This window comes from Blautia sp. MSJ-9, from assembly GCF_018919065.1.
Lineage (GTDB): Bacteria > Bacillota > Clostridia > Lachnospirales > Lachnospiraceae > Blautia_A.
Genome location: NZ_JAHLQG010000055.1, coordinates 22,396 through 49,057, shown reverse-complemented (window position 1 = coordinate 49,057; position 26,662 = coordinate 22,396). Strand labels below are relative to the sequence as shown.

The window sequence follows — 26,662 nt, the reverse complement described above, 5'->3', positions numbered from 1 at the left end:
GTTATGCTACTCTTATATGAGAATTGCGGGATCTGCAAAGCAGCGGAGTAATTCGTAGATATCAAGTCAGGGGAAAGACATCTTTTAACCCTGATATTATATGAAAAGCTGCCTGTTAAATGAAAGAAGGGCAGAAAAATAATACATGACAAAAATATAAGAGAGCAGGTGAAAAATATTGGGACAGGAAATTCAGGAGGCAAAAAGTTTATATTACAGCTATAAACAGTATTTTTCAGACTATCTTCCGGCTTTGACGAAACTGGGGCTGAAAGTAGTAATGGCATTGTTGGTATTTGTGGGCGGGCGCAAAGTGATCCAATGGTTTGTTTCTTTCATAAAGAAGTCCATGGAGCGTGCGTCTGTAGACAAAGGTGTGATCCAGTTTACAGGGTCGCTGTTGAGAATTGTACTTTACATTTTGCTGGTATTTAGTATTGCCACTCATTTTGGTGTGAAGGAATCCTCTATTGCGGCACTGCTTGGTACTGCAGGTGTAACGGTAGGTCTTGCATTGCAGGGCGGCCTTGCAAATATCGCAGGCGGGATCATGCTTCTGATCTTCAAACCATTTCAGGTGGGGGATTATATCATTATCGCACAGCAGAATGGGTGCGAAGGAACTGTATACAAAATAGAAATCTGTTATACAACTCTGATTTCCATAGATAACAAAAACATTGTAATCCCAAATGGAACGCTGTCCGGCAGCATTATTACAAATGTAACTGCCAGAGATCTTCGTAAGCTGGAGATCAAAGTAGGAATTTCTTATGATTCAGACATTAAGAAAGCAAAAGCAATCCTGGAAGAAATCCTTCATAATGATGAAGATACGAAAGACGACCAGGGAATGGTGGTGTTTGTAGATGAGCTTGGAGAGAGTGCAGTGGTCATGGGATTAAGAGTCTGGGTGGCTACGGAGAAATACTGGCCTGCCAGGTGGCGGCTTAATGAACTGATCAAAGAAGCGTTTGATGCAAACGGAATTGAAATTCCGTACAATCAGTTACAGGTTCATGTAAAAAAAAGTTAAAAATCCGGACAGAATTATTGTAAACAATACCAAACACGATAACATATTTATGGTGAAAAATACTCAAATGATAAAAGCAAAGAGCTTTTGTTACTTGGGTATTTTTATTATGTGTTCAAACTGTAAAGCAGTTATTTGTTGCAAATCCGCGAAACATGACGAATTACGAATATTTGCCCGAACGAAAAACCTTGGAATTTGTGCAAAATATTGAAACTATATAAAGAACATAAAAAATGTAATGGTATATTTCAATAAAAAAACAAATTAAAATCAAATAAAACAATACAAAACAATTGACAATAAGAATACTATCTGATATACTTCATACAACTAAAGTAAGCAGAAAGTTATTTAAGAAACTATATGGCAGTGATTCAGTTGTAAACAGATAACAGGGCAAAGGATGAGCTGTACGGTTACAGTGACGATCTGCACAGGTTCACAGAAGTGAAAGGAGAAAAAGGAATATGAAGAAAAGAATGGCAGCGCTTATGCTCACAATGGCTATGGCAGCAGCACCGGTAAGTGCATATGCAGCAGATGCATCTCAGACACTCAGCGTAGCAGTAACCGCAGAAGTAAAAACTCTTGTACAGTGGGCTGCATCTGAAGAACAGGCATCACTGGTAAACAATCAGGCACAGGAAGGTCTTTTTCGTATGGATGAGAACAACCAGCCACAGCCGGCACTTTGCGATACTTATGACGTCAGTGATGACAAACTTACTTATACATTCCACTTAAGAGATGGTATCCAGTGGAGCAACGGAGATCCGGTAAAAGCAGGGGATTTCGTATTCTCATGGCTGAAGCAGATGAGTGCAGAAGCTACAAACGGCTACAGTTTTATTATGAATGACTACATTGTAAATGGTCAGGAATATAGCGAAGGAACAGTAGAAGCAGACGAGGTTGGTGTAAAGGCAGTAGATGATCAGACTCTGGAAGTTCAGCTTAAAAATCCGACACCATATTTCACAAACCTGTGTACAATGGCAATGTTCTTCCCTGTAAATGAAGAATTTTACAATAGTGTAGGTGACCAGTACGGTCTGACACCGGACAACATGGTTTACTGTGGACCATATGTGATCACAGAATATGATCCGGCCGTTGGTGTTACCCTTGCAAAGAATGACAATTACTGGGACAAAGACAATGTAAAAATCGAGAACGCTAAAGTTCGTGTTATGAAAGATGCTTCCGCAGCATATAACGCATACCAGTCCGGTGAACTTTCTCAGGTAGAACTGGATTCCACAAATGTTGCGGCAAATAAAGACAATCCGGAATTTTCTCAGACCGTTGATTTCCGTACCACTTATCTTCAGTTCAATCTGACAGATGATGTAGTTGGAAATGTAAATATGCGTCAGGCAATCTCCCATGCAATTGACAGAAACGCTCTGACAGAATTTGTGCTTGCAGATGGTTCTGTACCAGGGAACGGACTGGTAGCAGATGGTATGTCAGGTGACGGAGAGAAAACATTCCGTGAACTCAATGGTGATATTGCTGTATACGATGTAGATGAAGCAAAGAAATATTATGACGAAGCGTTAAAGGAGCTGGGAGAAGTAAAATCTCTGACTGTCCTGGTTGGTGATGACAGTGTATCTAAATCTGTAGCAACTTTCCTTCAGAGCGAGCTGAGCAAAAACCTTGGTCTGACTGTGGAAATTGATACAAAGACCATGCAGGGACGTGGAGAGCAGATGGATGCAAATAACTATCAGATGGGTGTTACTGCATGGGGTGCAGATTATGATGATGCCATGACATATCTTGATCTGTGGACAAACGGAACACCATACCGTGGAAATTATGTAGACGAAGAATATAATTCTCTGATTGCTGATGCCAAAACACAGACAGATGATACAAAACGTCTGGATGACATGCTTCAGGCTGAGAAGAAACTGGTAGCAGAAGACGCGGTTGTTTCTCCGATTTATCACAAAGGATCTGCTACATTAACAAAATCTAATGTGAAAAATCTGATTACACATCCGATCGGAGTTCCGATGGAATTCAAATACGCTTATTTTGAATAAGAAATCAAAGAAATAATTAGGTGGATGAAAGAATCTGCCTGAAATGTACAGGGCAGGCGGCGGGAATTGCTGCCTGCCTTTATATTCACCGATACAGGTCTGAAAAGAACAGATCTGAATAAAGAAAGGAAGACAGACACATGGTAAAATATGTATTAAAGCGTCTGGGTTATATTCTGGTAACCTTATGGATCATTATCACATGTACATTTTTCCTGATGAAAAATCTTCCCGGAACACCTTTTGATGCGGAGCGTTTCAGCATTATGACTCCTGCACAGCAGGAGAAAGTACTGGAAATGTACGGGTTAAACGATCCGGTACCGGTTCAGTATGTCAAATATATCGGAAACATGCTCCGTGGGGATCTGGGAACTTCATTTACATATGTAAATCAGGACGTTGCGAAAGTAATCGGAAGCCGTCTGGGACCATCGGCACTGATCGGACTTCAGGCGGTGCTGATCGGCCTGGCTCTAGGACTGATTCTGGGAGTTCTGGCTGCATGGAAGCATAACAGCGGAATTGACTATTTTACAATGATTCTGGCAGTTCTGGGAGTTTCGATGCCAAACTTCGTAGCGGCAGCTCTTCTTCAGTATTTTATCGGTTTGAAATGGGGAGTCCTGCCAATCGCATTCTGGACAAGCTGGTCATGTTCAATTCTGCCATCTATTGCCCTTTCATTTTCAGCGACTGCACAGGTGGCGCGATTTATGCGTACAGAAATGCTGGATGTTCTGGATCAGGATTATATTGTGACAGCACGCGCCAAGGGAATCAGTCAGGCGAAAGTTCTGATGAAGCATGCAGTAAAGAACTCTATTATCCCGGTTGTTACAGTTCTTGGACCAATTGTGGTAAACTTACTGACCGGTTCTCTGGCAGTAGAGAATATCTTCAGTATTCCGGGAATAGGAAGTCTTTTTGTAGACTGCATCAAAGCCAATGACTATCCGGTAATCATGGGTATCACTATTTTTTATGCAGCATTCTATATGCTGATTGTTTTACTGGTTGACGTTGTATACTCTCTGATCGATCCGCGTATCCGTCTGGCGAGAGGAAAGGAGAACTAAAGCATGAATAACGAAATGATAAAGGACTCCATGTTCGTGAAAGCGGAAGTTGCGGCAGATGAGAAGGAACATATCGCTGCACCGGCTTCCGGTATGATCACAGATGCATGGGCGAGACTGCGAAAAAACAAAGCGGCAGTCGTATCCTTATTTATCCTGATTGCCATTATCTTATTGGCAATTCTGGCACCGATTTTTTCAAAATATGATTTTGCATTTACAGATTATAGTAATGTATATTCCACGCCGACCAAAGGACATATCTTTGGATGTGACCAGTTCGGCCGTGATTTATGGACTCGTGTATGGATGGGAACTCGAATTTCTCTGATGATCGCGCTGGTGGCAGCAGTGCTTGACCTTGTAGTAGGCGTACTTTACGGGGCAGTTTCTGCTTTGCTTGGCGGCAGAGTTGACGCAATTATGCAGCGTATTATTGAAATTCTGGTTGGTATTCCAAGTTTAATCATTGTAATTTTGTTTCTGATGGCATTTCCGGCGGGTGTAGGAACAATCATTGCAGCACTCTCTATTACAGGATGGGTAAATATGGCACGTCTGGTACGTGCGGAGATTCTGAAATTGAAAAATCAGGAGTTTGTAATGGCTTCCCATGTTCTCGGAAGCAATAACCTTTATATTATAATGAAAGACCTGATTCCGAATACTGTAGGTATTATTGTAATTCAGGTTATGTTTACAATTCCGAGTGCAATCTTTACAGAGGCATTCTTAAGCTTCATCGGTATTGGTCTTGCAGAACCGCAGGCATCGCTGGGTGTTCTGATCAATGGTGGATATCAGGTTCTTCAGAACTATCCTCACGTACTGATCTGTCCGGCAATCGTAATCGTGTTGATCATGGTCTGCTTCAGTATTCTTGGTGACGGTTTAAGAGATGCACTGGATCCGCAGATGAGAAAGTAGGTAGAAACATGGGGAAAATACTGGAAGTCAGTAATCTGACAATACATATTAAAACACATAAAGGAACCGTACAGGCAGTCCGTGACGTAAACTTTTATCTGAATGAACAGGAAACACTGGCAGTAGTAGGAGAGTCCGGCTCCGGAAAGTCTATTACCATGAAAGGAATTATGGGGATTCTTCCGAAAAACGGAAAAGTTACTGAAGGAACTGTCATGTATAACGGCAAAGATCTGACCAAATACACGGAAAGAGAAATGCAGACGATTCGTGGCTCTGAGATTGCCATGGTATTTCAGGATCCGATGACATCTCTGAATCCAACTATGAGAATCGGGAAACAGATTGAAGAAATGCTGAAAGCACATAAAATGGATATGACAGCGGAGCAGAGAAAAGCACGAGCAATCGAACTGCTTTCCCTGGTAGGAATTTCTAATCCCGAGCAGCGTTATAAACAGTATCCGCATCAGTTATCCGGTGGTATGAGACAGAGAGTTGTCATAGCCATTGCTCTGGCATGTGATCCGAAAGTGCTGATTGCAGATGAACCGACCACTGCTTTGGATGTAACAATTCAGGCGCAGATACTCGACCTGATGCGTGACTTGCAGAAAAAAACAAAGACATCTATTATTATCATTACACATAATCTGGGTGTTGTGGCGAATATCGCAGACCGTGTAGCAGTTATGTATGGAGGAAAATTGGTAGAAACCGGTGATGTATATGAAATTTTTAAAAATCCGTGTCATGAATATACCAAAGGTCTTCTGGCATCTATTCCGAAAGCACATGAAAAAGGTAATCGTCTCCGCGCGATTCCGGGAACACCTCCGGATCTGATGGATCCGCCGAAAGGATGCCCATTTGCAGCACGATGTAATGAAACCATGGTTGTATGTCAGCAATTCATGCCTGAATATTCAGACTGTGGTTCAGACCACAAATCAGCCTGTTGGCTTCTTGATCCGCGGGCGAAGGGAGGAAAAGCCTGATGGGAATCAACAAAACAGAAAAGCAGGTGCTTCTTGATGTGCAGCATCTGAAAAAATATTTTGAAGTAGGCAAAAATCAGACATTAAAAGCTGTGGATGATGTGACACTTCAGATTTACAAAGGAGAGACTCTCGGGCTTGTTGGAGAGTCCGGATGTGGAAAATCTACATTTGGAAGAACAGTGATTCATCTTTATGAGCCTACATCGGGAACCGTTACCTTTGATGGTATGAAAGTAGATAAAAGCATGAGCAGGAAACAGGCACATGAGCTGACTGGACGAATGCAGATGATCTTTCAGGATCCGTATGCATCTTTGAATCCAAGAAGAAAAATCATGGATATCGTAGGGGAGGGCTTGGATGCGCATGGTCTTGCAAAGAAGCGCAAGGATAAAGAAGAACAGGTGATACGTTTGCTGGAAACAGTAGGACTTCAGGCAGAACACGCGGATCGTTTTCCTCATGAATTTTCGGGTGGACAGAGGCAGCGTGTGGGAATTGCCCGTGCGCTGGCAGTAAATCCGGATTTTATCGTATGTGATGAACCGATTTCCGCGCTGGATGTTTCGATTCAGGCACAGGTTGTAAATCTTTTGGAAGAACTTCAGGAAAAAAGAGGGCTGACATATCTGTTCATTGCTCATGACCTTTCTATGGTGAAACATATCAGTGACAGGATTGGCGTAATGTATCTGGGATATCTGGTGGAACTGGCAGACAGTGAAGAACTCTTTAACAATCCGGTTCATCCTTATACTAAAGCCTTACTTTCGGCGATTCCGATTCCGGAACCTGAAATTGAGAAAAACAGAAAGAGAATTATGCTGGAAGGAACACTTCCAAGCCCTATCAATCTTGGGAATGAGTGCAAATTTGCTTCACGTTGTCCGCACTGTTCAGAACAATGTAAGAGTGCACAACCTCCATTGAAAGAAATCAAACCAGGACATTTCGTGGCGTGCTCTAAGTTTTGCTAAAGTTACAATAAAACATAAGAATAGATTGAAAAGTTGTAACTGTTCAGTACCCTCACAGTTACGAGTTAAAATCCATTAAAAATCGCCTTTGGCGATGGGATTTTGACTTGTATGTCTCGGGATTTTGGCATATTCATGCCAAAACACCTCGCGGGATAGCAGACTGCTGAATAGTTACGAAAAGTTGTTCATTAGTAGATGGTGGAAACCGAATGAGAGACGGGAGAGTATGAGAATAGTGTTTACTGAGGAAAGACAAAGCGCAATAGAGAAATGCCTTCGTGAAAACGGAAAAGTCAAGGTTAAGGAATTGAGTGAAATCTTTCAGGTCACAGAAGACTGTATCCGAAAAGATCTTAAGATTCTTGAAAACGCCGGTAAGTTAAAGAGAACCTACGGCGGTGCTATCCTTTCACAGGATTATCCGCTGAAGAGAGACGTAGTAGACAGACGCCAGTTTAACCTTGACAAAAAGAGAACAATTGCAGCCAAAGCATTTAAACTGATTAAGAATAACGAAACGATTTTCCTTGATATTTCTACCACAAATATCGAACTGGCAAAGCTTCTTGCCACGTCAAATATGCGTGTGGTAGTGGTGAGTAATATGATAGATATCCTGCAGATCCTTGCCACAAATCCGTCTATTACTGCAATCGGTACCGGGGGAACAATGTACCAGACAGTAAACGGATTTATGGGAGCTGCAACGATAGAAGTGATTAAGCAGTATAGCTTTGACCGTGCATTTATAGGAAGCTGCGGTGTGGATATGACTGATTGTGCAATTACTACATTGGGGGTAGAGGACGGATTGACAAAGAAAGCAGCCGTGCACAGCAGCAGACATAAATATGTTGTTATGGAAAGGGATAAATTCTATTTCAACGATTCTTATAAATATGCATACTTTGATGATATCAGCGGAATTGTTACGGATGAATTTCCAGATGATACGATCGTGAGTACACTGGAGAGAGCAGGGGTGAAATTGTTCTGATACAGCTAAGTCTTCGGGGGACTTAGCTGATTTGGTTAAATCAGTCAGCAGAATGGATGATCTGTCTGGCTTAAATGAAAAAGATGGAGGCAAGTACGTGAAAGAATATATTTTGGAAGCCTGTGTAGATTCTGTAGAATCCGCTATGGCAGCGGTTGAGGGAGGCGCAGACAGGCTGGAACTCTGCGGCAACCTGATCATCGGCGGAACCACTCCGGGACCGTGGCTTTTTGATGAGATAAGAAAGCGTTCGGATATCAGGATCCATGCCCTGATCCGTCCGCGTTTTGGAGATTTCTGCTATACAGATGCAGAATTTTCCATGATAAAGCATGCAGTAGAAGATTTCAGGAAAATGGGTGCTGAAGGTGTTGTATTTGGGGTGCTGAAACCGGATGGCACATTAAACATGGAACAGATGAAAGAACTGATGGAGGCGGCAGGGGATATGTCAGTGACCCTTCACAGAGCTTTTGATGTATGCGTGGATCCAATAGAAACAATGGAACAGGCAATCTCACTGGGAATCAATACGATCCTTACTTCAGGCCAGCGCAATGTATGTCTGCAGGGGGCAGATCTTTTGCGGGAACTCGAGGAAAAGAGTCGTGGACGTATCACAATCCAGGCAGGAAGCGGTGTCGGCGCATCGGTGATCCGACAGCTTTATCCTCTGACAGGAATAAAAGCATATCACATGACTGGTAAGAGAGTAATCGACAGTGAGATGCAGTTCAGAAAAGACGGAGTGAATATGGGACTCCCGATGCTTAGTGAATATGAGATATGGCGTACGGATGTAGACAATATCCGCGCCGCAAAGAAAGTTCTGGAGGAATTATAATGGCAGAACCGAAGATTTTTTTGAAAGAGAACAGGGATCGAATTGAAAAGAGCTACCTGGAGCAGGCGAAGAGCCTGCCCCGGGTTTTTGCGGCTATAGATAAAAAAATGCAGGAATGTACAGAGGAAGTGGCGCTTGCATGTAAATATTTATACGCATTTATGCCATACAGCGATATAGGAAATTATCCATTTGAAGTATTCCTGGATTATGCTGAAAACGGTGTGCAGCTTTGGAAAGAGAATCCGCAGGTGGCGGCTCTCCCGGAAGAGATTTTCCTGAATTATGTGCTGTTCCACAGAGTAAATGAAGAAGAAATTGCTCCTTGCAGAACTTTCTTCCGCACAGAGATTGGAACCAGAACGCAGGGAATGAATTTTAAAGAGGCAGCCCTGGAAGTGAACTACTGGTGCGCCGAAGAAGCAACCTATCACTGTACAGATGACCGTACTTTATCTGCGGTTTCCGTATATCGGAGAGGTAATGGAAGATGTGGTGAGGAGTCTGTATTTACAGTGAATGCCCTGCGAAGTGTGGGCGTTCCGGCGCGCCAGGTGTATGCGCCGAAATGGTCTCATTGTGATGACAATCATGCATGGGTAGAAATCTGGTGTGACGGTGAATGGTATTTCCTTGGAGCATGTGAGCCGGAAGAAATCCTGAATAAAGGATGGTTTACGAATGCTTCTTCCAGAGCGATGATGATTCACTCCCGTGTATTTGACACAAAAATTCCGAACGGAGAAGTGATCGGCAAAGACGGCATGGTTACTATGCTGAATGAATTGAAGAGATATGCTGTTACAAAGGAGATTACAGTATCCGTAAAGGATGAACAGGGAGCTCCGGCTGAGGGCACAGAGGTTTCTTTTGAAGTACTGAATTACTCTGAATATGCACCGATCGCAGAGAAGAAAACAGACAGTAAGGGAACCGCCAGACTGACAACAGGACTTGGGAGTCTGCATATTTCCGCAAGAATGTGTTCTGACGGTGAGTGGTTCTATGCGGAAACAGTTATGAACACTGAGAAAGAAGATAACTGTGAACTTTGTCTGGTACCGCAGGATAAAAGAAATGACGGCGAATCAGAAAAGTGGACAGCAGCAGATATATTTGCTCCTCATGACGCACCTGTAAACACAGACATGCCGACTTTAGAACAGAAGGCGAAGGGAAATAAGCGTCTGGCAGCAGCCAATGCACACAGAGAGCAGAAAGTAAGAAACTGGTCAAATCCGGAATGTGAACGTTTCCTGGAAAAAAAGGTAAACAGGATAGAAGAAGCCATTGCTGCCTCATACAGAGAAGATCTCCTGAGGGTTCTCACAGAGAAAGACAGAACTGACTGTATCAGTGACGTTCTGGAGGAACACCTGGAGCTGGCAATTCCATATCATGGTATGATGAAAAAGGATACCTTTGTATCTTATGTGTTAAATCCAAGAGTAGATGATGAAGTTCTTCAGAAATACAGAAGAGAGATTAAGAAGTATTTTTCCAGAACTGAGAAACAGGAGCTGAGAGATGACCCTTCCAGAATCTGGAATCTGATCGAGAAGGCAATTGTTTCCAGACCGGAGAAAGAGCGTTCCAGTGTGATCACAACACCGGCAGGATGCATAAGGACCTGTACAGGAAGCTTCCTGTCAAAGAAAATCCTGTTTGTTGCAATAGCGAGAACCCTTGGAGTAGCGGCAAGACTGAATCCACATGATCGTTCTATGGAATATATGGAAAACGGAAGATTCGTTCCTGTGCTTGCCAGAACAGAGAAGAACTGTACTCTGATCCTGAAAGCAGGAGAGACTGTACAGTGGAAATATTTCCAGAACTGGAGTATTGCAAAACTGGAGAATGGAAGATATACATCACTGAAACTGGGAGCAGAGAATTTCGAAGATCAGATTCTGAATCTGCCGTTGGAATCCGGAAACTACAGGATTCTTACTTCAAACAGACTTCCAAATGGAAATATGTTTGCAAATGAATATCATTTTGAAATTCAGCCCGGAGAGACAAAGGAGATTGAGCTGGTACTCAGGGAAGCAGATCTGGAGGATATGCTGGAGAATATTTCCATGCCGGAATTTATGCTGAAAACTGAGGATGGTACAGAGGTGAAAGCATCTGACCTTACAGCAGACGGAAAACATATCCTGATGTTTCTGGAAGAAGAGAAAGAGCCTACTGAGCATATCTTAAATGAAATGATGGAGCAGGAAGAGGCTTTCGCAGGATATGCAGAGCAAATTATTTTTGTAGTGCGAAGTAAAGAAGCACTGGAGACACCGACACTGTCCAAAGCACTTGCAAAGTTAAAAAATATTCAGATTTATTATGATGATTTCTCAGAGATTATCAATACTCTGGGAAGACGTATGTATGTAGACCCGGACAAACTTCCGCTGATCATTGTGACGAACGGAAGTCTGAATGGGATTTATGCGACTAGCGGTTACAATGTAGGAACCGGGGATATGCTGCTTAGATTAATGTAACAGAGCGATAAATAAGATGCCCGGAGATGACACCTGTGAGCATCTTCTGGTATTGCCGGATTACATTATTGTATAGATGTAAAGGATTGGATATTGAATTTGCATTTACATAAAGGAGATAAAAAATCATGTATCAGTTTAACAGAAAAGAATATGAAGAACGTATGAAATGGTATCAGGATGCCCGTTTCGGAATGTTTATCCATTGGGGCTTATATTCTATTCCTGCAAGAGGAGAATGGGTACGCAGTACAGAAGAGATGCCTGAGGAAGAATACCTTCCGTTTATGAAAGAATTTGATGCCAGAGACTATAATCCGAAACAGTGGGCAAAAGAGGCAAAGGCAGCAGGTATGAAATATGTGGTTCTGACTGCGAAACACCATGATGGTTTCTGTTTATTTGACAGTAAATACACAGATTATAAAGTTACCAATACACCTGCAGGAAGAGACCTGATCAAAGAATATGTGGAAGCCCTTCGCGAAGAAGGTCTGAAAGTCGGTTTGTATTTCACCTTACTTGACTGGCATCATCCGGACTATCCTCATTACGGAGACCGTATCCATCCTATGAGAAACCATCCGGAATGCAGTAATGAAAACAGAGATTTTTCACGTTATATAGAGTATATGTACAATCAGGTGGAAGAGGTCTGCACAAATTATGGAAAAATCGATATTATGTGGTTTGACTTTTCCTATGACGATATGCGAGGCGAGAAATGGGGAGCAACCAGACTGATAGATATGGTCCGCAGATTACAGCCGGGAATCATCATTGATAACCGTCTGGAAGTCAGTGGTGAGGGAAGAGGATCTCTGTATGAATGCGATCCGACACCGTATCATGGCGATTTTATAAGCCCGGAACAGATCATCCCGCCGGAAGGAATCTGCGACAAAGAAGGGAATCCGATGGTATGGGAAGCATGCTTCACCATGAACAATAACTGGGGCTACTGCGTAAATGACCACTATTACAAACCTGCTTCCATGCTGATCAAGAAGCTGGTAGAGTGCGTTTCCAAAGGTGGAAATATGATTTTGAACGTAGGACCTGATGCGAAAGGTAAATTCCCGAAAGAATCCTCTGCGATTCTGGCGGAAATCGGACGCTGGATGGATAAGAACCATGACAGTATCTATGGATGCGCTCCGGCAACAGATATCCCGAAACCGGATTACGGACGTATCACCAGAAATGGAAATAAGTATTATGTCCATATTTATGAGAATACATTAGGACCACTGCCGCTGATTGGCTTTGACAAGAATAAGATTGTGAAAGTACGTGCCCTGGATGACGGACATGAAGTGCCGATTTCTACTTTATGGGTGCACAGCGATTATCCGGATATCGCATTTGTTGACCTTGGTCCGGATCCTGTACTGCCGGATTCCGTAGACTATGTGCTGGAAGTAGAGATGGCAGAATAAAAACAGGTGATAAGCCCTAAAAAAATTTATATTTGCTATTATCTTGCTTAAAAGTTTAACCGAATTAAGTAAGTCCCTTGCGGAGGTTGCGAATATCCGATTGACAAGCCTTTTGTATCAATAGGAATAATTTGCAGACAATATAAAAACGAGTTGCTATATTCTTTGTTTCTGGAATATAGTAACTCGTTTTTGGGATTAAAAAACAGATACCTTAAATTCTAACAGCGGTTTCTCTTATTAACAAAGTAGTTCAAAATCCCGCCGCCCACAATAATTACAAGAGCAACCGCAACAACTCTCTTAGCGGCTTCCTGTGGCATCTGGCTTTTGGAGCCAATGGATTCTGAGTAGAATGTAAGCGTATAATTAATCTCATGAGGTGCGCCCATTGCAGTGGTATCTGCAATCACAGGCATGCCTGCATCCAGCGCAGTGACAGGAATTTCAAATTCTGAATTTGCTCCCTCTTCATTGAGTGGGAGATACTTTTCCCCGTCCACGATCATATAATCATAGTTGGAACTGCTCCACTGAATTCTGGCGGTCACATTGCCATCTTTTACAGTGATAAGAGTCGGAGTAGTAACACTTGCCTTTCCGCTTCCTCCCTCTAAGTCCACCTGGATAGAATATTCTCCATCTTCTTTATCAAGAGTCAGAGACTGCGCAGCAGGCACAAAACTCCACATCGACAGACAACAGATCAATGCTGCCAGAAATGCAAAAATCTTTTTCATTTGTTTTTTCCTCACTTAAATTTCAGTAATTTTCATCATCCCACAATTGAAATTAATTGTCAATACTTCGTTGAAAAAGTGGTTGGGCTTTAGTATAATAGGGATGTTGTCCGTAAGTTAAATAGAAGACAATAAAAAGGAATATTTCTGATAGAAACATTCAAACGGAGGCTGATGTGTAAGGCCTTTGAGACAATAAAAAGGAAATTAAAAAAGAAACCATTATACAGGAGGATATAAGAATGAGTGGAATTTTATACGGAGTAGGAGTAGGCCCTGGAGATCCGGAGCTTATGACGTTAAAGGCAGTACGCCTGATTAAGGAAAATGACATTATTGCAGTCCCTGGAGCGGATGTCCGCGAGACTGTTGCATACAAGATCGCAGTACAGGCAGTTCCGGAACTGGCTGACAAAGAACTTCTTCCAATCTATATGCCTATGACACATGACAAGGCAGAACTGAAACTTAATCACGAAAAAGGAGCCAAAGCCCTTGAAGCAGCTCTGGATACAGGCAAGAATGTTGTATTCCTTACTCTGGGAGATCCGACAATCTATTCTACATTTACATATGTACAGAAGAGAGTAGAAGCAGACGGCTATCAGACAAAACTGGTAAGCGGTATCACTTCCTTCTGCGCAACAGCAGCACGCTTAAATATCCCGCTGACAGAGTGGAACCAGCCACTTCACGTACAGCCGGCAGTACACCGCCTTGACAGTGAACTGGATCAGCCTGGAACCTATGTACTTATGAAATCTGGCAAGAAGATGAATCAGGTAAAAGAGATTCTTGCAAGAAGTGAACGCGAAGTCCGCATGGTTGAGAACTGTGGTATGCCGGATGAGCATATTTACAACAGTGTGGAAGAAATCCCGGATGACGCCGGATACTATTCCCTTATCATTGCCAAAGAGAAAGCCGAAGAGAAATGATAGAGACAAAAAATCTGACGAAAACTTTTGACAATTTTACAGCAGTGGATTCCCTGAACCTGAAAATTGAAAAAGGTGAGTTTTTTGGTCTTCTCGGACCAAACGGAGCAGGCAAGACAACGACCATCAGCCTGCTCTCAACCCTTCTTCTTCCAACAAAGGGAGAAATCCTCATAGACGGTCAGCAGCTTACAAGACAACGTCCTGATCTGAAAAGAAAGATCAGTGTGATTACCCAGGAATATTCCATGCGTCAGGATATGAATATGGATGAGATCATGGAATATCAGGGCCGCCTCTATTTTATGCCCAGAAAGCAGATAAAGGAAAGAACAGAGGAACTTCTGGAGTTCTGTGACCTGCTGAAATTCCGCAAGCGTACAGTCCGTAAGCTCTCCGGTGGAATGAAGCGTAAGCTGATGGTCTGTCGCGCACTTCTGACAGAACCGGAAATCCTGCTTCTGGATGAACCGACAGCCGGAATGGATGCTCTTTCCAGAAGACAGATGTGGAATCTTCTGCGAAAACTGAATGAGAAAAATCTGACCATTCTGCTGACCACGCATTACATGGAAGAAGCACAGAGTCTCTGCAATCGTGTGGCATTGATGGACCATGGTAAGCTGGAGGAGGTAAGTACTCCGTCAGCACTGATCGAGAGTCTTGGTGCTTATGCAGTGGACGAGATGACAGCGGATGGAACACAGAATCACTATTTCCATACACGACAGGAAGCAATCCGGTATCTGGAACAGCTTACAGGGCAGGCGTCTCTTCGCGAGACGACACTGGAAGACGTCTTTGTAGAAAGAGCCGGGAAGCATTTGATTTCAAAATAGCAGATATTAACCAAACTGCGAAGCAGTTATTTGGTTATGAGCAAGCTGCGAGGCGAATGATTTTATCCGCCTGATTTATTGCGAAAAAAGTTAGAATAATCTGGAGAAAAATGTATGGGAATTATAACAATATTATGGGAGAAGTGGGTAGAATTCCGCCGGGATTTCTATAAGATCACACTGGCGGCAATGATTGCACCGCTAATGTATCTGATCGTGTTCGGAATGGGAATCCAGACCACTTCTCATGGACAGCCATACCTGAACTTTCTGATTCCGGGTGTGGTATCACTGACAACTATGAACGGAAGCTTCAATGCCATTGCGCAGAATCTGAATGTACAGAGATTGTATGAGAAGGCCTTTGACCAGGTGATGATCTCCCCCACACCGTTATGGCAGTTTATCGCCGGACAGATCATCGGGGGAAGCCTGCGCGGTCTGTATGCAGGAGGAATTATACTGCTTCTTACAGCACCTATTGAGACAGGACTGATCTTCAACGGATGGTCTTTTCTGGTGATGTTCCTGAACGGAGCAGTATTTTCAGCCATCGGCGTGGTGGTATCCTTTCTGGCAAAAAACCACGCAGACGTGCCGAGGTTTTCCAATTATATCATTATGCCTATGGCATATTTGTGTAACACCTTTTTCTCAACAGAGAAACTTCCGGGATTTGTAGGTAAGTTTGTATCAGCCTTGCCATTATCCCAGACCAGCCATCTGATGAGAAGCATTTCATCAGGTGAGGCAGTGAATTACACCGGTATTGGGATTCTGCTTCTTTATCTGCTGGTGTTTACTGTAGCAGCATCATGGTTTATTTATAAGAAGAAAAACCTGTAACTGACTGACAGGGAGGAGCCAGGATTGCACTGCGGCGGAGAGGAATTATATCACTGAAGCGACCCGCCGCAGGCGGAGAATCCTGCAAGCAGGATTCTTTCTTGTGTACCCGTAAAATCAAGTGCTATAATATCCGACTGACTGCTACTCAGAAGTATCAGCGGTATTTGTGAGAACATGAAGATTATCAATTTCTCTCTTTTTTTCAGCAGAGAGATAAGGATAAACTTTGTTTATACCTGAAGTCACAGCATCATCTGACGGTACTTTTATCATGGAATAGACATCAGAAGGGTAGTTTTTAATGATTTCCATGAGATAATCTGCGAATTCTTCGTATTTTTCAAGTCCCATATAACAGTAATCGTAATAAGTAAAAAGCGTGGAATCAAAAGCACCTTCCTGTTTCCGGGAATTGCACAGATCCAGAGCAGTCTGGTAATCTTCCTGTTTGACAAGGGAATCCAGGTGATCATAAAATGCAGCAGATGCTTTACATTCTGCCATGCATGCATCGTATCGTTCCTGTACATCCGGAGACAGTTCCCCCTTAATATCCTGAAGGTCTGTATAAAGCGGACTTTGAGAATGGATATTGACAGGCGGGTAATGTTTGTCCAGAAAATTAAGAATCACCAGGGCGGCATTATCATAATCTCCTGTCTTATTATAAAGTTCTGAATAAGTCAGGGCACCGGCGAAGGTGTTTTCATTTCTTTCCTTTTTGGAGTCCAGTATCTTTTTGGCATTTGTATAGTCTCCTGCTTCCATGGCCGCCTCTGCGCGTGGAACAGAAGTGGAGTAAAAGTCATCGGAAGAGTTGTCTACGTCAGGATCAGGCTCCAGGTAAGCAGGACTTGCATTAGAGGTGGCAATTCCGTTTCTTATCCATATATATCCCACATTTGCAGCGGAAAACAGAGCGGCTGCAATGGCAAAAGCACAGGCAGCGGTAAGCCTTTTCCTGTATTTGTTTCGTTTAAAGGAAGATGTCCGGCAGACTCTGAGAATATTCTGACCGTATTGTGTGGAGTTGATTTCTGTTTCTTTTTCATATCCGGAGGATTTAAATGTCTCCAGTATCTGCTGTCTTTTCAAAATTTCTATAACAGATGAATCCATAATGTATAACCTCTTTGCTTATAGCAATTCTATAAGTTTTTTATGATATCATTCTCAAAACAGTAAACGGCAGCACAAATCCGATCAGAAACTTAAAAAGATAACACCATTCAGGCTGCTGTTCAAGGCAAAGCTGATAAAAGGCAAAGTGTCTGCCAAGATGAAAAACATCAGTAGTCAGGATTACAGAAACTGCTACTGCAGGAAGGATCCAGACAAGTGAAGGTGAAGGGCAGATCAGGAATATCAGAAGATGAAAAAGTGCACAGTAAATCAGGGAAAAAATACATATTTCCAATGGCTTTCCACTTCGCAGACCTGGCAGTATGTGGAAAAGTTCCGGAACAGGCATTGTGGAAGTGGACAAAAGTGCGGAAACATCTTTTTTCAAATGAGTAACATCCTTATATCTTCTGGAATAATCAGCAGTACATTTATTGATTATTTTGCGGACAGATTTAGACAGGCTGCTTTGAAACTCTTCTCTTCTCATCTGTTTAGGTGATTTACCGGTGAGCATAAAGGCAAAAACACATCCGAGAGAATAGATATCGACTCTGTCTGTAGGTGTCTGGTAATCCAGAATCTCCGGTGCAGCATAGGGATTGGTACCTGCTACGGTAGTGACCATATGATGGCTTCCCTTTTCTTCTCTGGCAATATCAAAGTCTATCAGTTTCACAGCTACATTCCGGCACAGTTCTGTGATACTTTTTCCGGTAGAAGATGTGGGCTGATGCTTTTGAAAATTCAGGGGAAGGACATCCGTAAGCAGGATGTTCTGAGGAGAAACATCACCATGTACCAGAGAAAGTTCCGAAATATTTTCAAGAGCTTCGCAAAGCTGAAGAAGGAAAATAAGTGCTTCTTTTTCAGAGAGTTTGCGCATTTTCAGAATAAAATCCTCCAGAGTGAGGCTTCGCATTTCCGAAAGCTCTTTTGTGGGATAACTGAGGCAGGCGGGTTTCTGTATAAATTCATTGATTGCCAGAGAATGCCCGTTTTCTGAGAGAACACCATACACAGTTTCGATATAAGGCGACCATCTGGAACTGATTTTTCTGTAAATCTCAGTTAAGGAAGCAGGAATCTCTTTCAGCACTACACTGCATCTGTCAGGCGAAAGGACAGCGTGTTCCTGCCTGATTTCAGAAACATAGGTAGCATAGTAATTTCCATCTTTTTTTAATCTGGGCGGAGAAAGCTGATCTGTAAAATCAAAATCAATATAATTTTTAAGCCTGGGATAGAAATAATCTAAAATAGTCATAGAAACCTCATATTGCTGTAAATACATATAACGCCTGCTCTCTGAGAAGAAAACAGGCGCGTTTTTCGGTAAGTGATCGTGTCAGCTGTAATACATTGTATCACTTCCGGATCAAAATATAAATGATTTTCTGTGAAAAATATATAGCAATTCCCGTTGCTGCAGGAATAAGATGAGCAATAAATCAGGATAAGACAGAAAGTCCATTGTTCATGAGAAGTTCATTGATGTCATCTACACTTCTATGTGCTTTAATACCTGACATAATAATAAAATCTCTCTGGTTTTTTGGATAAAAGTCAGATTGCAGTGTACATTTTAATACTTCTCTGGTTTCCCTGAGATTTAATTTCAGAACGATACAGACGATGATCAGTTTGTCCCGTCCGAGATTCTTGGTTCCTTTCAGAAATTCATGAAGATGGGAAGGATAAATACCACACAGATCTGCAAAATGATTAATGCTGGAAGGCATTTCTGTGATCTTGGCATATAGTTTATCCCTCATTGTATCAGGAGAAACAAATTCTACTTCTTTTACATCTACCGGTTCTCCTTTTTCAATTTTGGCAAAGATATCATTTGTGCTTAGTTTCTTAGTCATAATTTCCCCTTTAAGTTACTGCATCCGGCAATAACTTCCTTAAAATTCGTGGATATGATGTCAGTGCTAAAACATTCTTAACCTGACATTATATATGTACTATATATCTCAAAGTGAATCTTTGTAAAGAGAAAACGGGGAATTATATACTGACAGTGTATGAAAACGTTGCTATTCACTCTGCTCTCAGTAAAACTTTTACCGGTGAACAGCGATAAAACGATATTTCCAATTATTGACTTTTATTCTTTGAATGATATACTTAAATTATGCATAACCGAGCAGCTGTTTTTGACATCTGTCCGGTTAAATTTTCACACAGCCATAATAACAGAAGAAAGGGCATACATTATATGAGTAAGCCAAAGATATTAATCGTTGATGATTCACAATTAAACAGAGAAATCCTTGCCTGTATGCTGGAAGATAACTATGATATCTGTGAAGCTGAAAATGGAAAGCAGGCAGTTGAAATCCTTGAAAGATGCCATAAGGATTTTAAGCTGGTGCTCCTTGACCTGATCATGCCGGTAATGGATGGTTATCAGGTACTTGCTGTTATGAAGGAAAAGCAATGGCTGGATATGCTGCCTGTTATCTGTATTTCATCAGAGACTTCCGGAGATAGCATCCGTCGGGTTTATGGGCTGGGAGCAAGTGATTACTTTACGCGTCCATTTGATGCAATGACAGTTTTTCATCGCGTTGAGAGTACGATTGCGCTGCACGACAAGATGACAGGAGATCTGCAGGATGCGATGAAAATGTTATCATTTATTTTTCACCGGATACTCAAGATTAATCTTTCGACAGATACTTATACAGTTATCAGAGGAAAAGACAGTACTGTTTCCATGCTTCCAAGTCTTTCTGAAAGCCTTAAAATGATGGCTGATTATAAATATATTTATGAAGAGGACCGGGAAGAATATCTGAAATTTTGCAGTATAGATAATCTGAGAAGAGAACTTGCGAAAGGCAGAGAACGCATTTCTCTGAATTACAGAACTCTGATAAGAGATGAGTACCGCTGGGTATGTATGGAAGTCATCAGAAGTGCAGAATATAAACCGGATGCTCAGATTGCCATGATGTATATCCGGGATATCAATGATGGATATCTGAAACAGCTGGATAAGATCATACGCCATGCAAAAGATGCGTTTGCCTCAGTTACAGTAAATATTTCGGATGGAAGCTGTATTATGGCAAACAGCAGGATTGCTTCACTGGAGCTGAAAGATGTAAATGAACCACTGGATTCTTATATTGAGCGGATCAGTCAGTCTATTCCGCAGAGAGAAGTGAGAACTCAGTACAGAAAGGTGTTTTGTGTAGATAATCTGAGGGAATGTATGACACAGGGAAAAGATATGATCCAATGGGAATGTCCTGTGTATGCCGCAAAAGGGATCAGCCTGAGGATGATCAGAACCACAGTTGAGATGGTCCGGAACGTTTCTTATGACAGGCTGGAAGCACTGATCTATTTTTCTGATATTACAGAGAACTATTTTTCAGAGCAGATTCCGCATATGCTGTACAGAAAGAATTTTGACAGAATAGAGATTATTGATGGGCAGAGAGACTGTGTAAGACTGGATCATCCGGGTATCTGTGCCATGGAGATGGTTCTGGCAGAAGAAATCAGTTATTCCGGTTATGTTACTGAAGTTATGAAGAAATTTGTTCCGGATGATGAGAAATCTGTATATGACAAATGTGTGCGTCTTGATACCATTCGGAAAGAATTGCAGAAGAAAGAGAGATATTCTTTCTCTGTTCATCAGTTTAATAAGGAAGGGGAGAAATGTTTAAAGAACTATACATTTTTTTACCTCAATAAATTTTTTGACACTATTGTAGCTACAGTTGAGGATATTACGGAAAAATTTGAACAGGATATTCTGACGGGCGGATATAACAGACAGGGCTTTATCCGTCATGTGGAACGGATTCTGAAAGAAAGTGAAGACAGAACCGGATATGCGGTTGTATTTTTCGACATTAAGAATTTCAAGGCTGTCAATGAGCTTTTTGGAACAGAAATCGGAGATATGATGCTGCGCAAAGTGTACGAAGATGTCCGAAAATCTGAACTGAAGCCTCTGGTGTCGGCACGTGAGGACGCGGATCATTTTATCTGTCTGGTAGAACGTAAGAATCTCAATCTGGATATGCTTACCGGAATGTGTCAGAAGAAACTTACCCGGGGAGGAAAAACACTTCATTTGTCTGTCAAATGTGGAATTTTTATGCTTGAAAAGAAAAAAATGTCTGTAAATGGAATGATTGACAGGGCAAAGATTGCTCAGAGATATATTACCGATGAGTTTGTCCAGTCATATAAGATTTATGATTCTTCCATGAAGAATACATATATAGATAAAGCGACATTGGCAGGTGAATTGGAAGAAGGGATTGCGAAGGGACAGTTCAAAGTATATTTTCAGCCTGTTGTGGATGCAAAGACTGGAAAGATTGCATCAGCAGAATCTCTGATCCGGTGGTTTCACCCGAAAAAGGGGTTTATCTCACCGGGTGTATTCATCCCTGCGCTGGAGGATAGCGGACATATTTCCGAACTGGATCTGTATGTGCTGGATTCGGTTAATAAATTTCAGAAGAAACGTTATCAGTCCGATAAGATCACAGTTCCGGTATCAACTAATCTGTCATGGATGGATTTCTATGATGAGACAATCATGAACTGGCTGGAGAAGAAATGTGCAGATGTTTCCATGCCGTCCGGTCTGTGCAGAATGGAGATTACAGAAACTTCCTATGCTGCCATTGAGGCAGACAGAAATGCAACTCTGGAGGCATTAAGAGAAGCAGGGATTTTGCTGCTCCTGGATGATTTTGGAAGCGGATATTCTTCCTTTGGAATGCTCCAGAATTACAACTTTGACATTATAAAAATTGATATGAGTTTTGTGCGGCAGATAGAAACCAATACCAAAACACGCAGTATTATCCGCTTCATCATTGAAATGGCACATACTATGGATATAAAGATTATAGCGGAAGGTGCTGAAACTAAAGAGCAGGTCGAGTTCTTAAGAGATAACGGTTGTGATTATATCCAGGGGTATTATTTTTACAAACCGATGCCGGAGGAAGAGTTTGTGAAACTGTTGGATGCCGGCAGATAACAGTTACATATAATAGTCTCGCGCAAACTGCACAAATTGCTTTACATAGGGTTTCAGAATCCTGTTTTTGCTGTAGACAATATAGAAACTGCGCTTATGAGCAGATTCCTCCAGCGGAAAGACAAGAATCTGCTTTGTCCTCTGCAGGTCAGTGACAGAGCGTGATGAAAGAATAGAAATTCCCAGACCATTAACAATGGACTTTTTGATGCTTTCCAGGTCATTCATGCGGGCGATCACATTCAGATTGCCTGTTGTGATGCCTATGCGATCCAGAAAAAGGTCCATTTCTTTTTTTGTGCCGGAGCCTTTTTCCCTGAGGATAATAGGATCTTTCAGGAAATCATGAAAAATAGCGGGTGTTTCCCTGTCCTTGAGTGCAAGATAGTGATCTGTTACAGGAGTTGCAATGACCAGCTCATCATGGCAGAAAGGAATAAACACGCAGCTCTCATCACGTGTATTCTGGCCTACCAGAGCCAGATCTACAGTTCCGTCCAGTACCCGGCTGATGGATTCTGAACTGTCTGACTGTATGGAGTGAAAATAAACATCAGGATGCGTTTTTCCGAAAGCAGCAAGCAATTCCGGCAAAAGATAAGAAGAAGGAATGGTAGATGCAGCCAGATCTATCATATGTTTGTGGGCACCTGTAAAATTCTCAAGCAGATTATTTCTGATCTCCAGCATACGGACTGCACTGTCATAAAGCTGGTAGCCTTTGGCTGTAATCGTTGTTTTCTTTGTAGTGCGGATGATCAGTTTCATATGCAGTTCATCTTCCAGAGAACGTATATGAGCACTGATCGTAGGCTGAGTCAGATAGAGGCGGCGGGCCGCCTCTGAGAAGCTGCCGTAATCCACGACAGCGACGAATGCTTCTAACTGTTTAAATTCCATTGTGAAAATCTCCTTTTATGTACGAGTGTACCGACAAGTTGATTCTTGAAACAATCTTGCAGGATAAATTTTCTTATTTCAAGGCGGAGGAGAGAGGCGTAGCGGTGGCTACGGCGACCGACGACAACGCGGAAATAAGAAATTTAGACGTAAGATTGTTCAAGAAATCAACTTGTTGGTACACTAGAGCGTGTCTGAAAAATCATTCCCGCAACCTGCACGCCCCACTTTGCGGGATATTTCACCCGAATTCAGTTGCCGTAGCCCGCTACGGCGCCCTCATCCGGGCAAAATATCCCACAAATTGTGACGCACATCTTGCAGAAAGCCTTTTTCAGACGTGCTCTAGGATTGCTATAGTAATGCGGATAATGCATCTAAAGCAATATCCAGTTCCTGCTTTGTATTCTCAGGTCCGAAAGAAAAACGGAGAGTACCCTCCGGGTATGTTCCAAGAGTTTTATGTGCGTTTGGTGCACAGTGAAGGCCGACTCTTGTCATAATTCCATAAGTACTGTCCAGCTCAAAGGCGGCCTGAGCCATGTCCATATGTAAGGTCTGGACGGATACAACTGCACAACGGTTTTCAATATTTTTTTTGCCGATAATACGCAGGAATTTTTCTTCAGGATCCAAATTCAGGATACCATCTATAAAGTATTGTGTCAGCATTAATTCATGTTGGCGGATTTCTTCCATGGACTGTTTCTCCAGATCACAGAGTGCGGCATGAAGTCCCAGAATCCCCGGGATATTGGGAGTTCCGGGTTCGAAACGATCCGGAAGAAATGCCGGTACTTCCTCAGAATGAGAGGCGCTTCCTGTTCCGCCGCTGATAAGAGGATCGATCTGCGCTGCCAGTTCATTGCGGATTAGAAAGCCACCTGTTCCCTGTGGCCCTCTGAGTCCCTTGTGACCTGTAAATGCCAGTGCGTCTATGTGATATTTCTCCATATCAATGTCAATGGTTCCTGCCGTCTGTGCAGTGTCCAGAATAAAAAGAAGTTCATGTTCTTTGCAGAAATTCCCGATTTCCTGTGCAGGCATGACAGTTCCGCATACATTGGAAGCATGAAGACAGACCACAAGCTTAGTCTCAGGACGAAGGAGTGCAGCCGCTTTATCAAGCAGAAGACTGCCGTCAGAAGCGCAGGGGATCCTGTCAAAAGAAATTCCATGTTTCTCCAGCTGTACAAGAGGACGCATCACTGCATTATGCTCCATAGCAGTTACAAGTACATGATCGCCGGGTTTCAGAAGTCCTTTCAGAAGAACATTCAGACTGGCAGTGATATTTTCTGTAAAAATAACATTCTTACCCTTTCCGGAAGTAAAGTGAAAGAGCTTCAGAAGCTGTTCTCTTGTCTCAAAAATCTGCTCCTCCACAGAATAAGCTGCCCGGTATCCTCCCCGATTCACATTCACAGCAGAGCCTGACAGGTAATCATAAACTGCCTGTGCAACAGATGGTGCCTTGGGAAAAGACGTACTTGCCTGATCCAGATATATTTTATTCATAGTAACAAATCCCCCCGATTTTTATATATAGCAATTTGTGGATATCAAGTTAGGAAAAAAATACTTTTTGACCCTAACATCATATCATATCTTATCTATAGTATAGCACAACTTATAAAAGATTTCTATAAATAACTATAAAATACGGCTATAATGAATTAGTGATTTCAGCATAAAAATGATAAAATAGATACAAAGAAATTGTGCTGACAACAAAAAAAGTCAGTGTAAAAGGAGGAAAGAAATAAATGAAAAACGAAAAGGGAACCATAGTTCTGGCAGGAGGCGTGATCGGTCTGATCGCTGCAATTCTGGTGTTTTTTGGAAATCCGGCAAATATGGGCTTCTGTATTGCCTGCTTCCTGAGAGATACCACAGGTGCGCTGGGACTTCATTCAGCGGCAGCAGTTCAGTATATCCGTCCGGAAATCATTGGTCTGGTGCTTGGAGCATGTATCATTTCACTTGCTAAGAAAGAGTTTCGTCCAAGAGGTGGCTCTGCACCTGTGACCAGATTTACACTTGGCGCATTTGTTATGATCGGATGTCTGATGTTTCTTGGATGTCCATTCCGTATGATCCTGCGTCTGGCAGGCGGAGACGGAAATGCTCTGTTTGGACTTGTTGGATTTGTAGCCGGTATTCTTACAGGAACTGTTTTTCTGAAGAAAGGTTACACACTGAAACGTTCTTATAAGATGCCGAAGCTGGAAGGCGGTATTTATCCTGCATTCCAGATCGTGATGCTTCTTTTACTGGTAGTTGCACCTGCATTTATCCATTTCACAGAGCCGGAAGGCGGACCTGGAGCAAAACATGCTGCAATCATTATTGCACTGGTAGCAGGAATCATTGTTGGTATCCTGGCTCAGAGAACACGTCTGTGTATGGTCGGCGGTATCCGGGATGCGGTACTTTTCAAAGAATACAAATTACTGTTCGGCTTTGTTGCAATTCTTGTGACAGCATTGGTAATGAATCTGATTCTCGGTGCAGTTACAGGAACATCCTATTTCAATCCGGGATTTGCGGGACAGCCGATTGCACACACAGACGGACTGTGGAACGCACTTGGCATGTATCTGGCAGGCTTTGGATGTATTCTCCTCGGTGGATGCCCGCTTCGTCAGCTTATTCTTGCAGGCGAGGGAAATACGGACTCCGCTGTGACTGTTCTCGGTCTGATGGCAGGCGCTGCTTTTGCCCATAACTTCGGACTGGCATCTTCTGGTGAAGGTCCTACAGCAAACGGAAAGATTGCAGTTATTATTGGGATTGTGGTAGTTGCTGTAATCGCAGCAGTGAACTCCATGAGAAAAGAAGAAGCCTGATTGTCGGAATGTAGACATCATTTCCGCAATTAATACGCTCATTTTGCGGAAAGTATTTTTTTAGACACACTCTAAAAGGAGAGAGACGAATGAAGAAAGTAGATGCAAGAGGTTTATCCTGTCCGGAACCAGTGATCCGTGCAAAGAATGCAATGGAATCCGGAGACAAAGAATATGAGATTCTGGTTGATAATGTAGTTGCAAAAGAGAATGTATCCAGATTTGCGACACATCAGGGATATCAGGTACAGGCAACAGAGCAGGGAGATGATATCCTGCTGAAACTTAAAAAATGATCACATATATAGCAACCTTCTATTCCCATTATGGAGCTATCCAGTTTCGAAGAAACTGCCAGGCAATGAATCTGAGGGCAGAAGTCATGCCGGTCCCAAGAGATTTAAGCTCCTCCTGCGGAACCTGTGTGAGATTTCATACAGAAGCGGACTTCCCGGAGAAAACAGAGGAAGTCGAGCAGATCGTCAGAGTAGAACCGCAGGGATATGTTGGGATTTATCATGCGGATGAAGAATAAGAG

General features: G+C 42.4%; 23 protein-coding genes and 1 pseudogene. 17 read left to right on the top strand and 7 right to left on the bottom strand.

Going from position 1 to position 26,662, the window contains the following annotated elements:
- Positions 1–178: 178 nt before the first annotated feature.
- The 10 genes from KQI87_RS15915 (at position 179) to KQI87_RS15870 (ending at position 12,861) form a co-directional block, all read left to right on the top strand.
- Positions 179–1,036 carry a mechanosensitive ion channel family protein gene (locus tag KQI87_RS15915; RefSeq protein ID WP_216460949.1) on the top strand — a complete coding sequence of 286 codons (858 nt, stop codon included), beginning with the start codon at positions 179–181 and terminating at the stop codon, positions 1,034–1,036.
- Between the two features lie 470 nt (positions 1,037–1,506).
- The gene (locus tag KQI87_RS15910; protein WP_118609950.1) at positions 1,507–3,093 is read left to right on the top strand and encodes a peptide ABC transporter substrate-binding protein; all 1,587 of its coding nucleotides are present in this window, start codon (positions 1,507–1,509) and stop codon (positions 3,091–3,093) included.
- A 140-nt stretch (positions 3,094–3,233) separates the two neighbouring features.
- Positions 3,234–4,172 (top strand): ABC transporter permease, encoded by a 939-nt coding sequence (locus tag KQI87_RS15905; RefSeq protein WP_216460948.1) that lies wholly within the window; start codon positions 3,234–3,236, stop codon positions 4,170–4,172.
- A gap of 3 nt (positions 4,173–4,175) precedes the next feature.
- Positions 4,176–5,099, top strand: coding sequence for an ABC transporter permease (locus tag KQI87_RS15900; protein WP_118609948.1), 924 nt, complete (start codon positions 4,176–4,178; stop codon positions 5,097–5,099).
- A gap of 8 nt (positions 5,100–5,107) precedes the next feature.
- Positions 5,108–6,097 carry an ABC transporter ATP-binding protein gene (locus KQI87_RS15895; protein WP_118609947.1) on the top strand — a complete coding sequence of 330 codons (990 nt, stop codon included), beginning with the start codon at positions 5,108–5,110 and terminating at the stop codon, positions 6,095–6,097.
- Positions 6,097–7,077, top strand: coding sequence for an ABC transporter ATP-binding protein (locus tag KQI87_RS15890; RefSeq protein ID WP_118609946.1), 981 nt, complete (start codon positions 6,097–6,099; stop codon positions 7,075–7,077). The genes KQI87_RS15895 and KQI87_RS15890 overlap by 1 nt, the downstream gene beginning before the upstream one ends.
- Before the next feature lie 229 nt (positions 7,078–7,306).
- Positions 7,307–8,077 carry a DeoR/GlpR family DNA-binding transcription regulator gene (locus KQI87_RS15885; RefSeq protein WP_253292567.1) on the top strand — a complete coding sequence of 257 codons (771 nt, stop codon included), beginning with the start codon at positions 7,307–7,309 and terminating at the stop codon, positions 8,075–8,077.
- A gap of 97 nt (positions 8,078–8,174) precedes the next feature.
- Positions 8,175–8,921 carry a copper homeostasis protein CutC gene (locus KQI87_RS15880; protein ID WP_117674469.1) on the top strand — a complete coding sequence of 249 codons (747 nt, stop codon included), beginning with the start codon at positions 8,175–8,177 and terminating at the stop codon, positions 8,919–8,921.
- Positions 8,921–11,422: a transglutaminase domain-containing protein gene (locus KQI87_RS15875; RefSeq protein WP_216460947.1), complete on the top strand. Its 2,502-nt coding sequence runs from the start codon at positions 8,921–8,923 to the stop codon at positions 11,420–11,422. Before KQI87_RS15880 ends, KQI87_RS15875 begins: the two co-directional genes overlap by 1 nt.
- Positions 11,423–11,550: 128 nt before the next feature.
- Positions 11,551–12,861: an alpha-L-fucosidase gene (locus tag KQI87_RS15870; RefSeq protein ID WP_216460946.1), complete on the top strand. Its 1,311-nt coding sequence runs from the start codon at positions 11,551–11,553 to the stop codon at positions 12,859–12,861.
- A 221-nt stretch (positions 12,862–13,082) separates the two neighbouring features.
- Here KQI87_RS15870 and KQI87_RS15865 read toward each other — a convergent pair whose 3' ends face one another.
- On the bottom strand, positions 13,083–13,601 hold the full coding sequence (locus KQI87_RS15865; RefSeq protein ID WP_216460945.1) for a hypothetical protein: 519 nt from the start codon (positions 13,599–13,601) through the stop codon (positions 13,083–13,085).
- Positions 13,602–13,843: 242 nt separating this feature from the next.
- Here KQI87_RS15865 and cobI point away from each other — a divergent pair, with 242 nt between their 5' ends.
- The 3 genes from cobI to KQI87_RS15850 all read left to right on the top strand — a co-directional run bounded on the left by cobI (position 13,844) and on the right by KQI87_RS15850 (position 16,224).
- Positions 13,844–14,539, top strand: coding sequence for a precorrin-2 C(20)-methyltransferase (gene cobI / locus KQI87_RS15860; protein WP_216460944.1), 696 nt, complete (start codon positions 13,844–13,846; stop codon positions 14,537–14,539).
- The gene (locus KQI87_RS15855) at positions 14,536–15,378 is read left to right on the top strand and encodes an ABC transporter ATP-binding protein (protein ID WP_216460943.1); all 843 of its coding nucleotides are present in this window, start codon (positions 14,536–14,538) and stop codon (positions 15,376–15,378) included. The genes cobI and KQI87_RS15855 overlap by 4 nt, the downstream gene beginning before the upstream one ends.
- A 114-nt stretch (positions 15,379–15,492) precedes the next feature.
- Positions 15,493–16,224: an ABC transporter permease gene (locus tag KQI87_RS15850; protein ID WP_008706312.1), complete on the top strand. Its 732-nt coding sequence runs from the start codon at positions 15,493–15,495 to the stop codon at positions 16,222–16,224.
- Positions 16,225–16,368: 144 nt separating this feature from the next.
- Here the strand turns inward: KQI87_RS15850 and KQI87_RS15845 are convergent, their stop codons facing one another.
- The 3 genes from KQI87_RS15845 to KQI87_RS15835 form a co-directional block, all read right to left on the bottom strand.
- Positions 16,369–17,346 (bottom strand): tetratricopeptide repeat protein, encoded by a 978-nt coding sequence (locus tag KQI87_RS15845; protein WP_216460942.1) that lies wholly within the window; start codon positions 17,344–17,346, stop codon positions 16,369–16,371.
- A gap of 40 nt (positions 17,347–17,386) precedes the next feature.
- On the bottom strand, positions 17,387–18,616 hold the full coding sequence (locus tag KQI87_RS15840) for a protein kinase domain-containing protein (protein WP_216460941.1): 1,230 nt from the start codon (positions 18,614–18,616) through the stop codon (positions 17,387–17,389).
- A gap of 184 nt (positions 18,617–18,800) precedes the next feature.
- Positions 18,801–19,220 (bottom strand): hypothetical protein, encoded by a 420-nt coding sequence (locus KQI87_RS15835; RefSeq protein WP_216460940.1) that lies wholly within the window; start codon positions 19,218–19,220, stop codon positions 18,801–18,803.
- Between the two features lie 353 nt (positions 19,221–19,573).
- Here KQI87_RS15835 and KQI87_RS15830 point away from each other — a divergent pair, with 353 nt between their 5' ends.
- A complete protein-coding gene (locus tag KQI87_RS15830) occupies positions 19,574–22,375 on the top strand; it encodes a two-component system response regulator (RefSeq protein ID WP_216460939.1) in 2,802 nt (933 codons plus the stop codon).
- A 3-nt stretch (positions 22,376–22,378) separates the two neighbouring features.
- Here KQI87_RS15830 and KQI87_RS15825 read toward each other — a convergent pair whose 3' ends face one another.
- The 3 genes and pseudogenes from KQI87_RS15825 to KQI87_RS15820 form a co-directional block, all read right to left on the bottom strand.
- Positions 22,379–23,275, bottom strand: a complete 897-nt coding sequence (locus KQI87_RS15825) for a selenium metabolism-associated LysR family transcriptional regulator (RefSeq protein ID WP_216460938.1) — start codon at positions 23,273–23,275, stop codon at positions 22,379–22,381.
- A gap of 167 nt (positions 23,276–23,442) precedes the next feature.
- Positions 23,443–23,592: pseudogene (locus tag KQI87_RS17420) on the bottom strand (DUF6783 domain-containing protein).
- Positions 23,593–23,629: 37 nt separating this feature from the next.
- Entirely contained in the window at positions 23,630–24,793 is a 1,164-nt protein-coding gene (locus KQI87_RS15820; RefSeq protein ID WP_118629468.1) for an aminotransferase class V-fold PLP-dependent enzyme, read from the bottom strand.
- 248 nt (positions 24,794–25,041) lie between these two features.
- On the opposite strand from KQI87_RS15820, the gene yedE reads away from it, so the two are divergent.
- From yedE to KQI87_RS15805, 3 genes are all read left to right on the top strand, one after another.
- The gene (gene yedE, locus KQI87_RS15815) at positions 25,042–26,124 is read left to right on the top strand and encodes a YedE family putative selenium transporter (RefSeq protein WP_216460937.1); all 1,083 of its coding nucleotides are present in this window, start codon (positions 25,042–25,044) and stop codon (positions 26,122–26,124) included.
- A gap of 89 nt (positions 26,125–26,213) precedes the next feature.
- A complete protein-coding gene (locus tag KQI87_RS15810; protein ID WP_117674275.1) occupies positions 26,214–26,420 on the top strand; it encodes a sulfurtransferase TusA family protein in 207 nt (68 codons plus the stop codon).
- Positions 26,417–26,659 carry a DUF3343 domain-containing protein gene (locus KQI87_RS15805; RefSeq protein ID WP_118520040.1) on the top strand — a complete coding sequence of 81 codons (243 nt, stop codon included), beginning with the start codon at positions 26,417–26,419 and terminating at the stop codon, positions 26,657–26,659. Before KQI87_RS15810 ends, KQI87_RS15805 begins: the two co-directional genes overlap by 4 nt.
- Positions 26,660–26,662 lie beyond the last annotated feature (3 nt).

Coding starts and splice junctions, on each gene's coding strand:
- KQI87_RS15910 (WP_118609950.1), top strand. CDS start 1,507: ATGAAGAAAAGAATGGCAGCGCTTATGCTCACAATGGCTATGGCAGCA.
- KQI87_RS15905 (WP_216460948.1), top strand. CDS start 3,234: ATGGTAAAATATGTATTAAAGCGTCTGGGTTATATTCTGGTAACCTTA.
- KQI87_RS15900 (WP_118609948.1), top strand. CDS start 4,176: ATGAATAACGAAATGATAAAGGACTCCATGTTCGTGAAAGCGGAAGTT.
- KQI87_RS15895 (WP_118609947.1), top strand. CDS start 5,108: ATGGGGAAAATACTGGAAGTCAGTAATCTGACAATACATATTAAAACA.
- KQI87_RS15890 (WP_118609946.1), top strand. CDS start 6,097: ATGGGAATCAACAAAACAGAAAAGCAGGTGCTTCTTGATGTGCAGCAT.
- KQI87_RS15885 (WP_253292567.1), top strand. CDS start 7,307: ATGAGAATAGTGTTTACTGAGGAAAGACAAAGCGCAATAGAGAAATGC.
- KQI87_RS15875 (WP_216460947.1), top strand. CDS start 8,921: ATGGCAGAACCGAAGATTTTTTTGAAAGAGAACAGGGATCGAATTGAA.
- KQI87_RS15870 (WP_216460946.1), top strand. CDS start 11,551: ATGTATCAGTTTAACAGAAAAGAATATGAAGAACGTATGAAATGGTAT.
- KQI87_RS15865 (WP_216460945.1), bottom strand. CDS start 13,601: ATGAAAAAGATTTTTGCATTTCTGGCAGCATTGATCTGTTGTCTGTCG.
- cobI (WP_216460944.1), top strand. CDS start 13,844: ATGAGTGGAATTTTATACGGAGTAGGAGTAGGCCCTGGAGATCCGGAG.
- KQI87_RS15855 (WP_216460943.1), top strand. CDS start 14,536: ATGATAGAGACAAAAAATCTGACGAAAACTTTTGACAATTTTACAGCA.
- KQI87_RS15850 (WP_008706312.1), top strand. CDS start 15,493: ATGGGAATTATAACAATATTATGGGAGAAGTGGGTAGAATTCCGCCGG.
- KQI87_RS15845 (WP_216460942.1), bottom strand. CDS start 17,346: ATGGATTCATCTGTTATAGAAATTTTGAAAAGACAGCAGATACTGGAG.
- KQI87_RS15840 (WP_216460941.1), bottom strand. CDS start 18,616: ATGACTATTTTAGATTATTTCTATCCCAGGCTTAAAAATTATATTGAT.
- KQI87_RS15835 (WP_216460940.1), bottom strand. CDS start 19,220: ATGACTAAGAAACTAAGCACAAATGATATCTTTGCCAAAATTGAAAAA.
- KQI87_RS15830 (WP_216460939.1), top strand. CDS start 19,574: ATGAGTAAGCCAAAGATATTAATCGTTGATGATTCACAATTAAACAGA.
- KQI87_RS15825 (WP_216460938.1), bottom strand. CDS start 23,275: ATGGAATTTAAACAGTTAGAAGCATTCGTCGCTGTCGTGGATTACGGC.
- KQI87_RS15820 (WP_118629468.1), bottom strand. CDS start 24,793: ATGAATAAAATATATCTGGATCAGGCAAGTACGTCTTTTCCCAAGGCA.
- yedE (WP_216460937.1), top strand. CDS start 25,042: ATGAAAAACGAAAAGGGAACCATAGTTCTGGCAGGAGGCGTGATCGGT.
- KQI87_RS15810 (WP_117674275.1), top strand. CDS start 26,214: ATGAAGAAAGTAGATGCAAGAGGTTTATCCTGTCCGGAACCAGTGATC.
- KQI87_RS15805 (WP_118520040.1), top strand. CDS start 26,417: ATGATCACATATATAGCAACCTTCTATTCCCATTATGGAGCTATCCAG.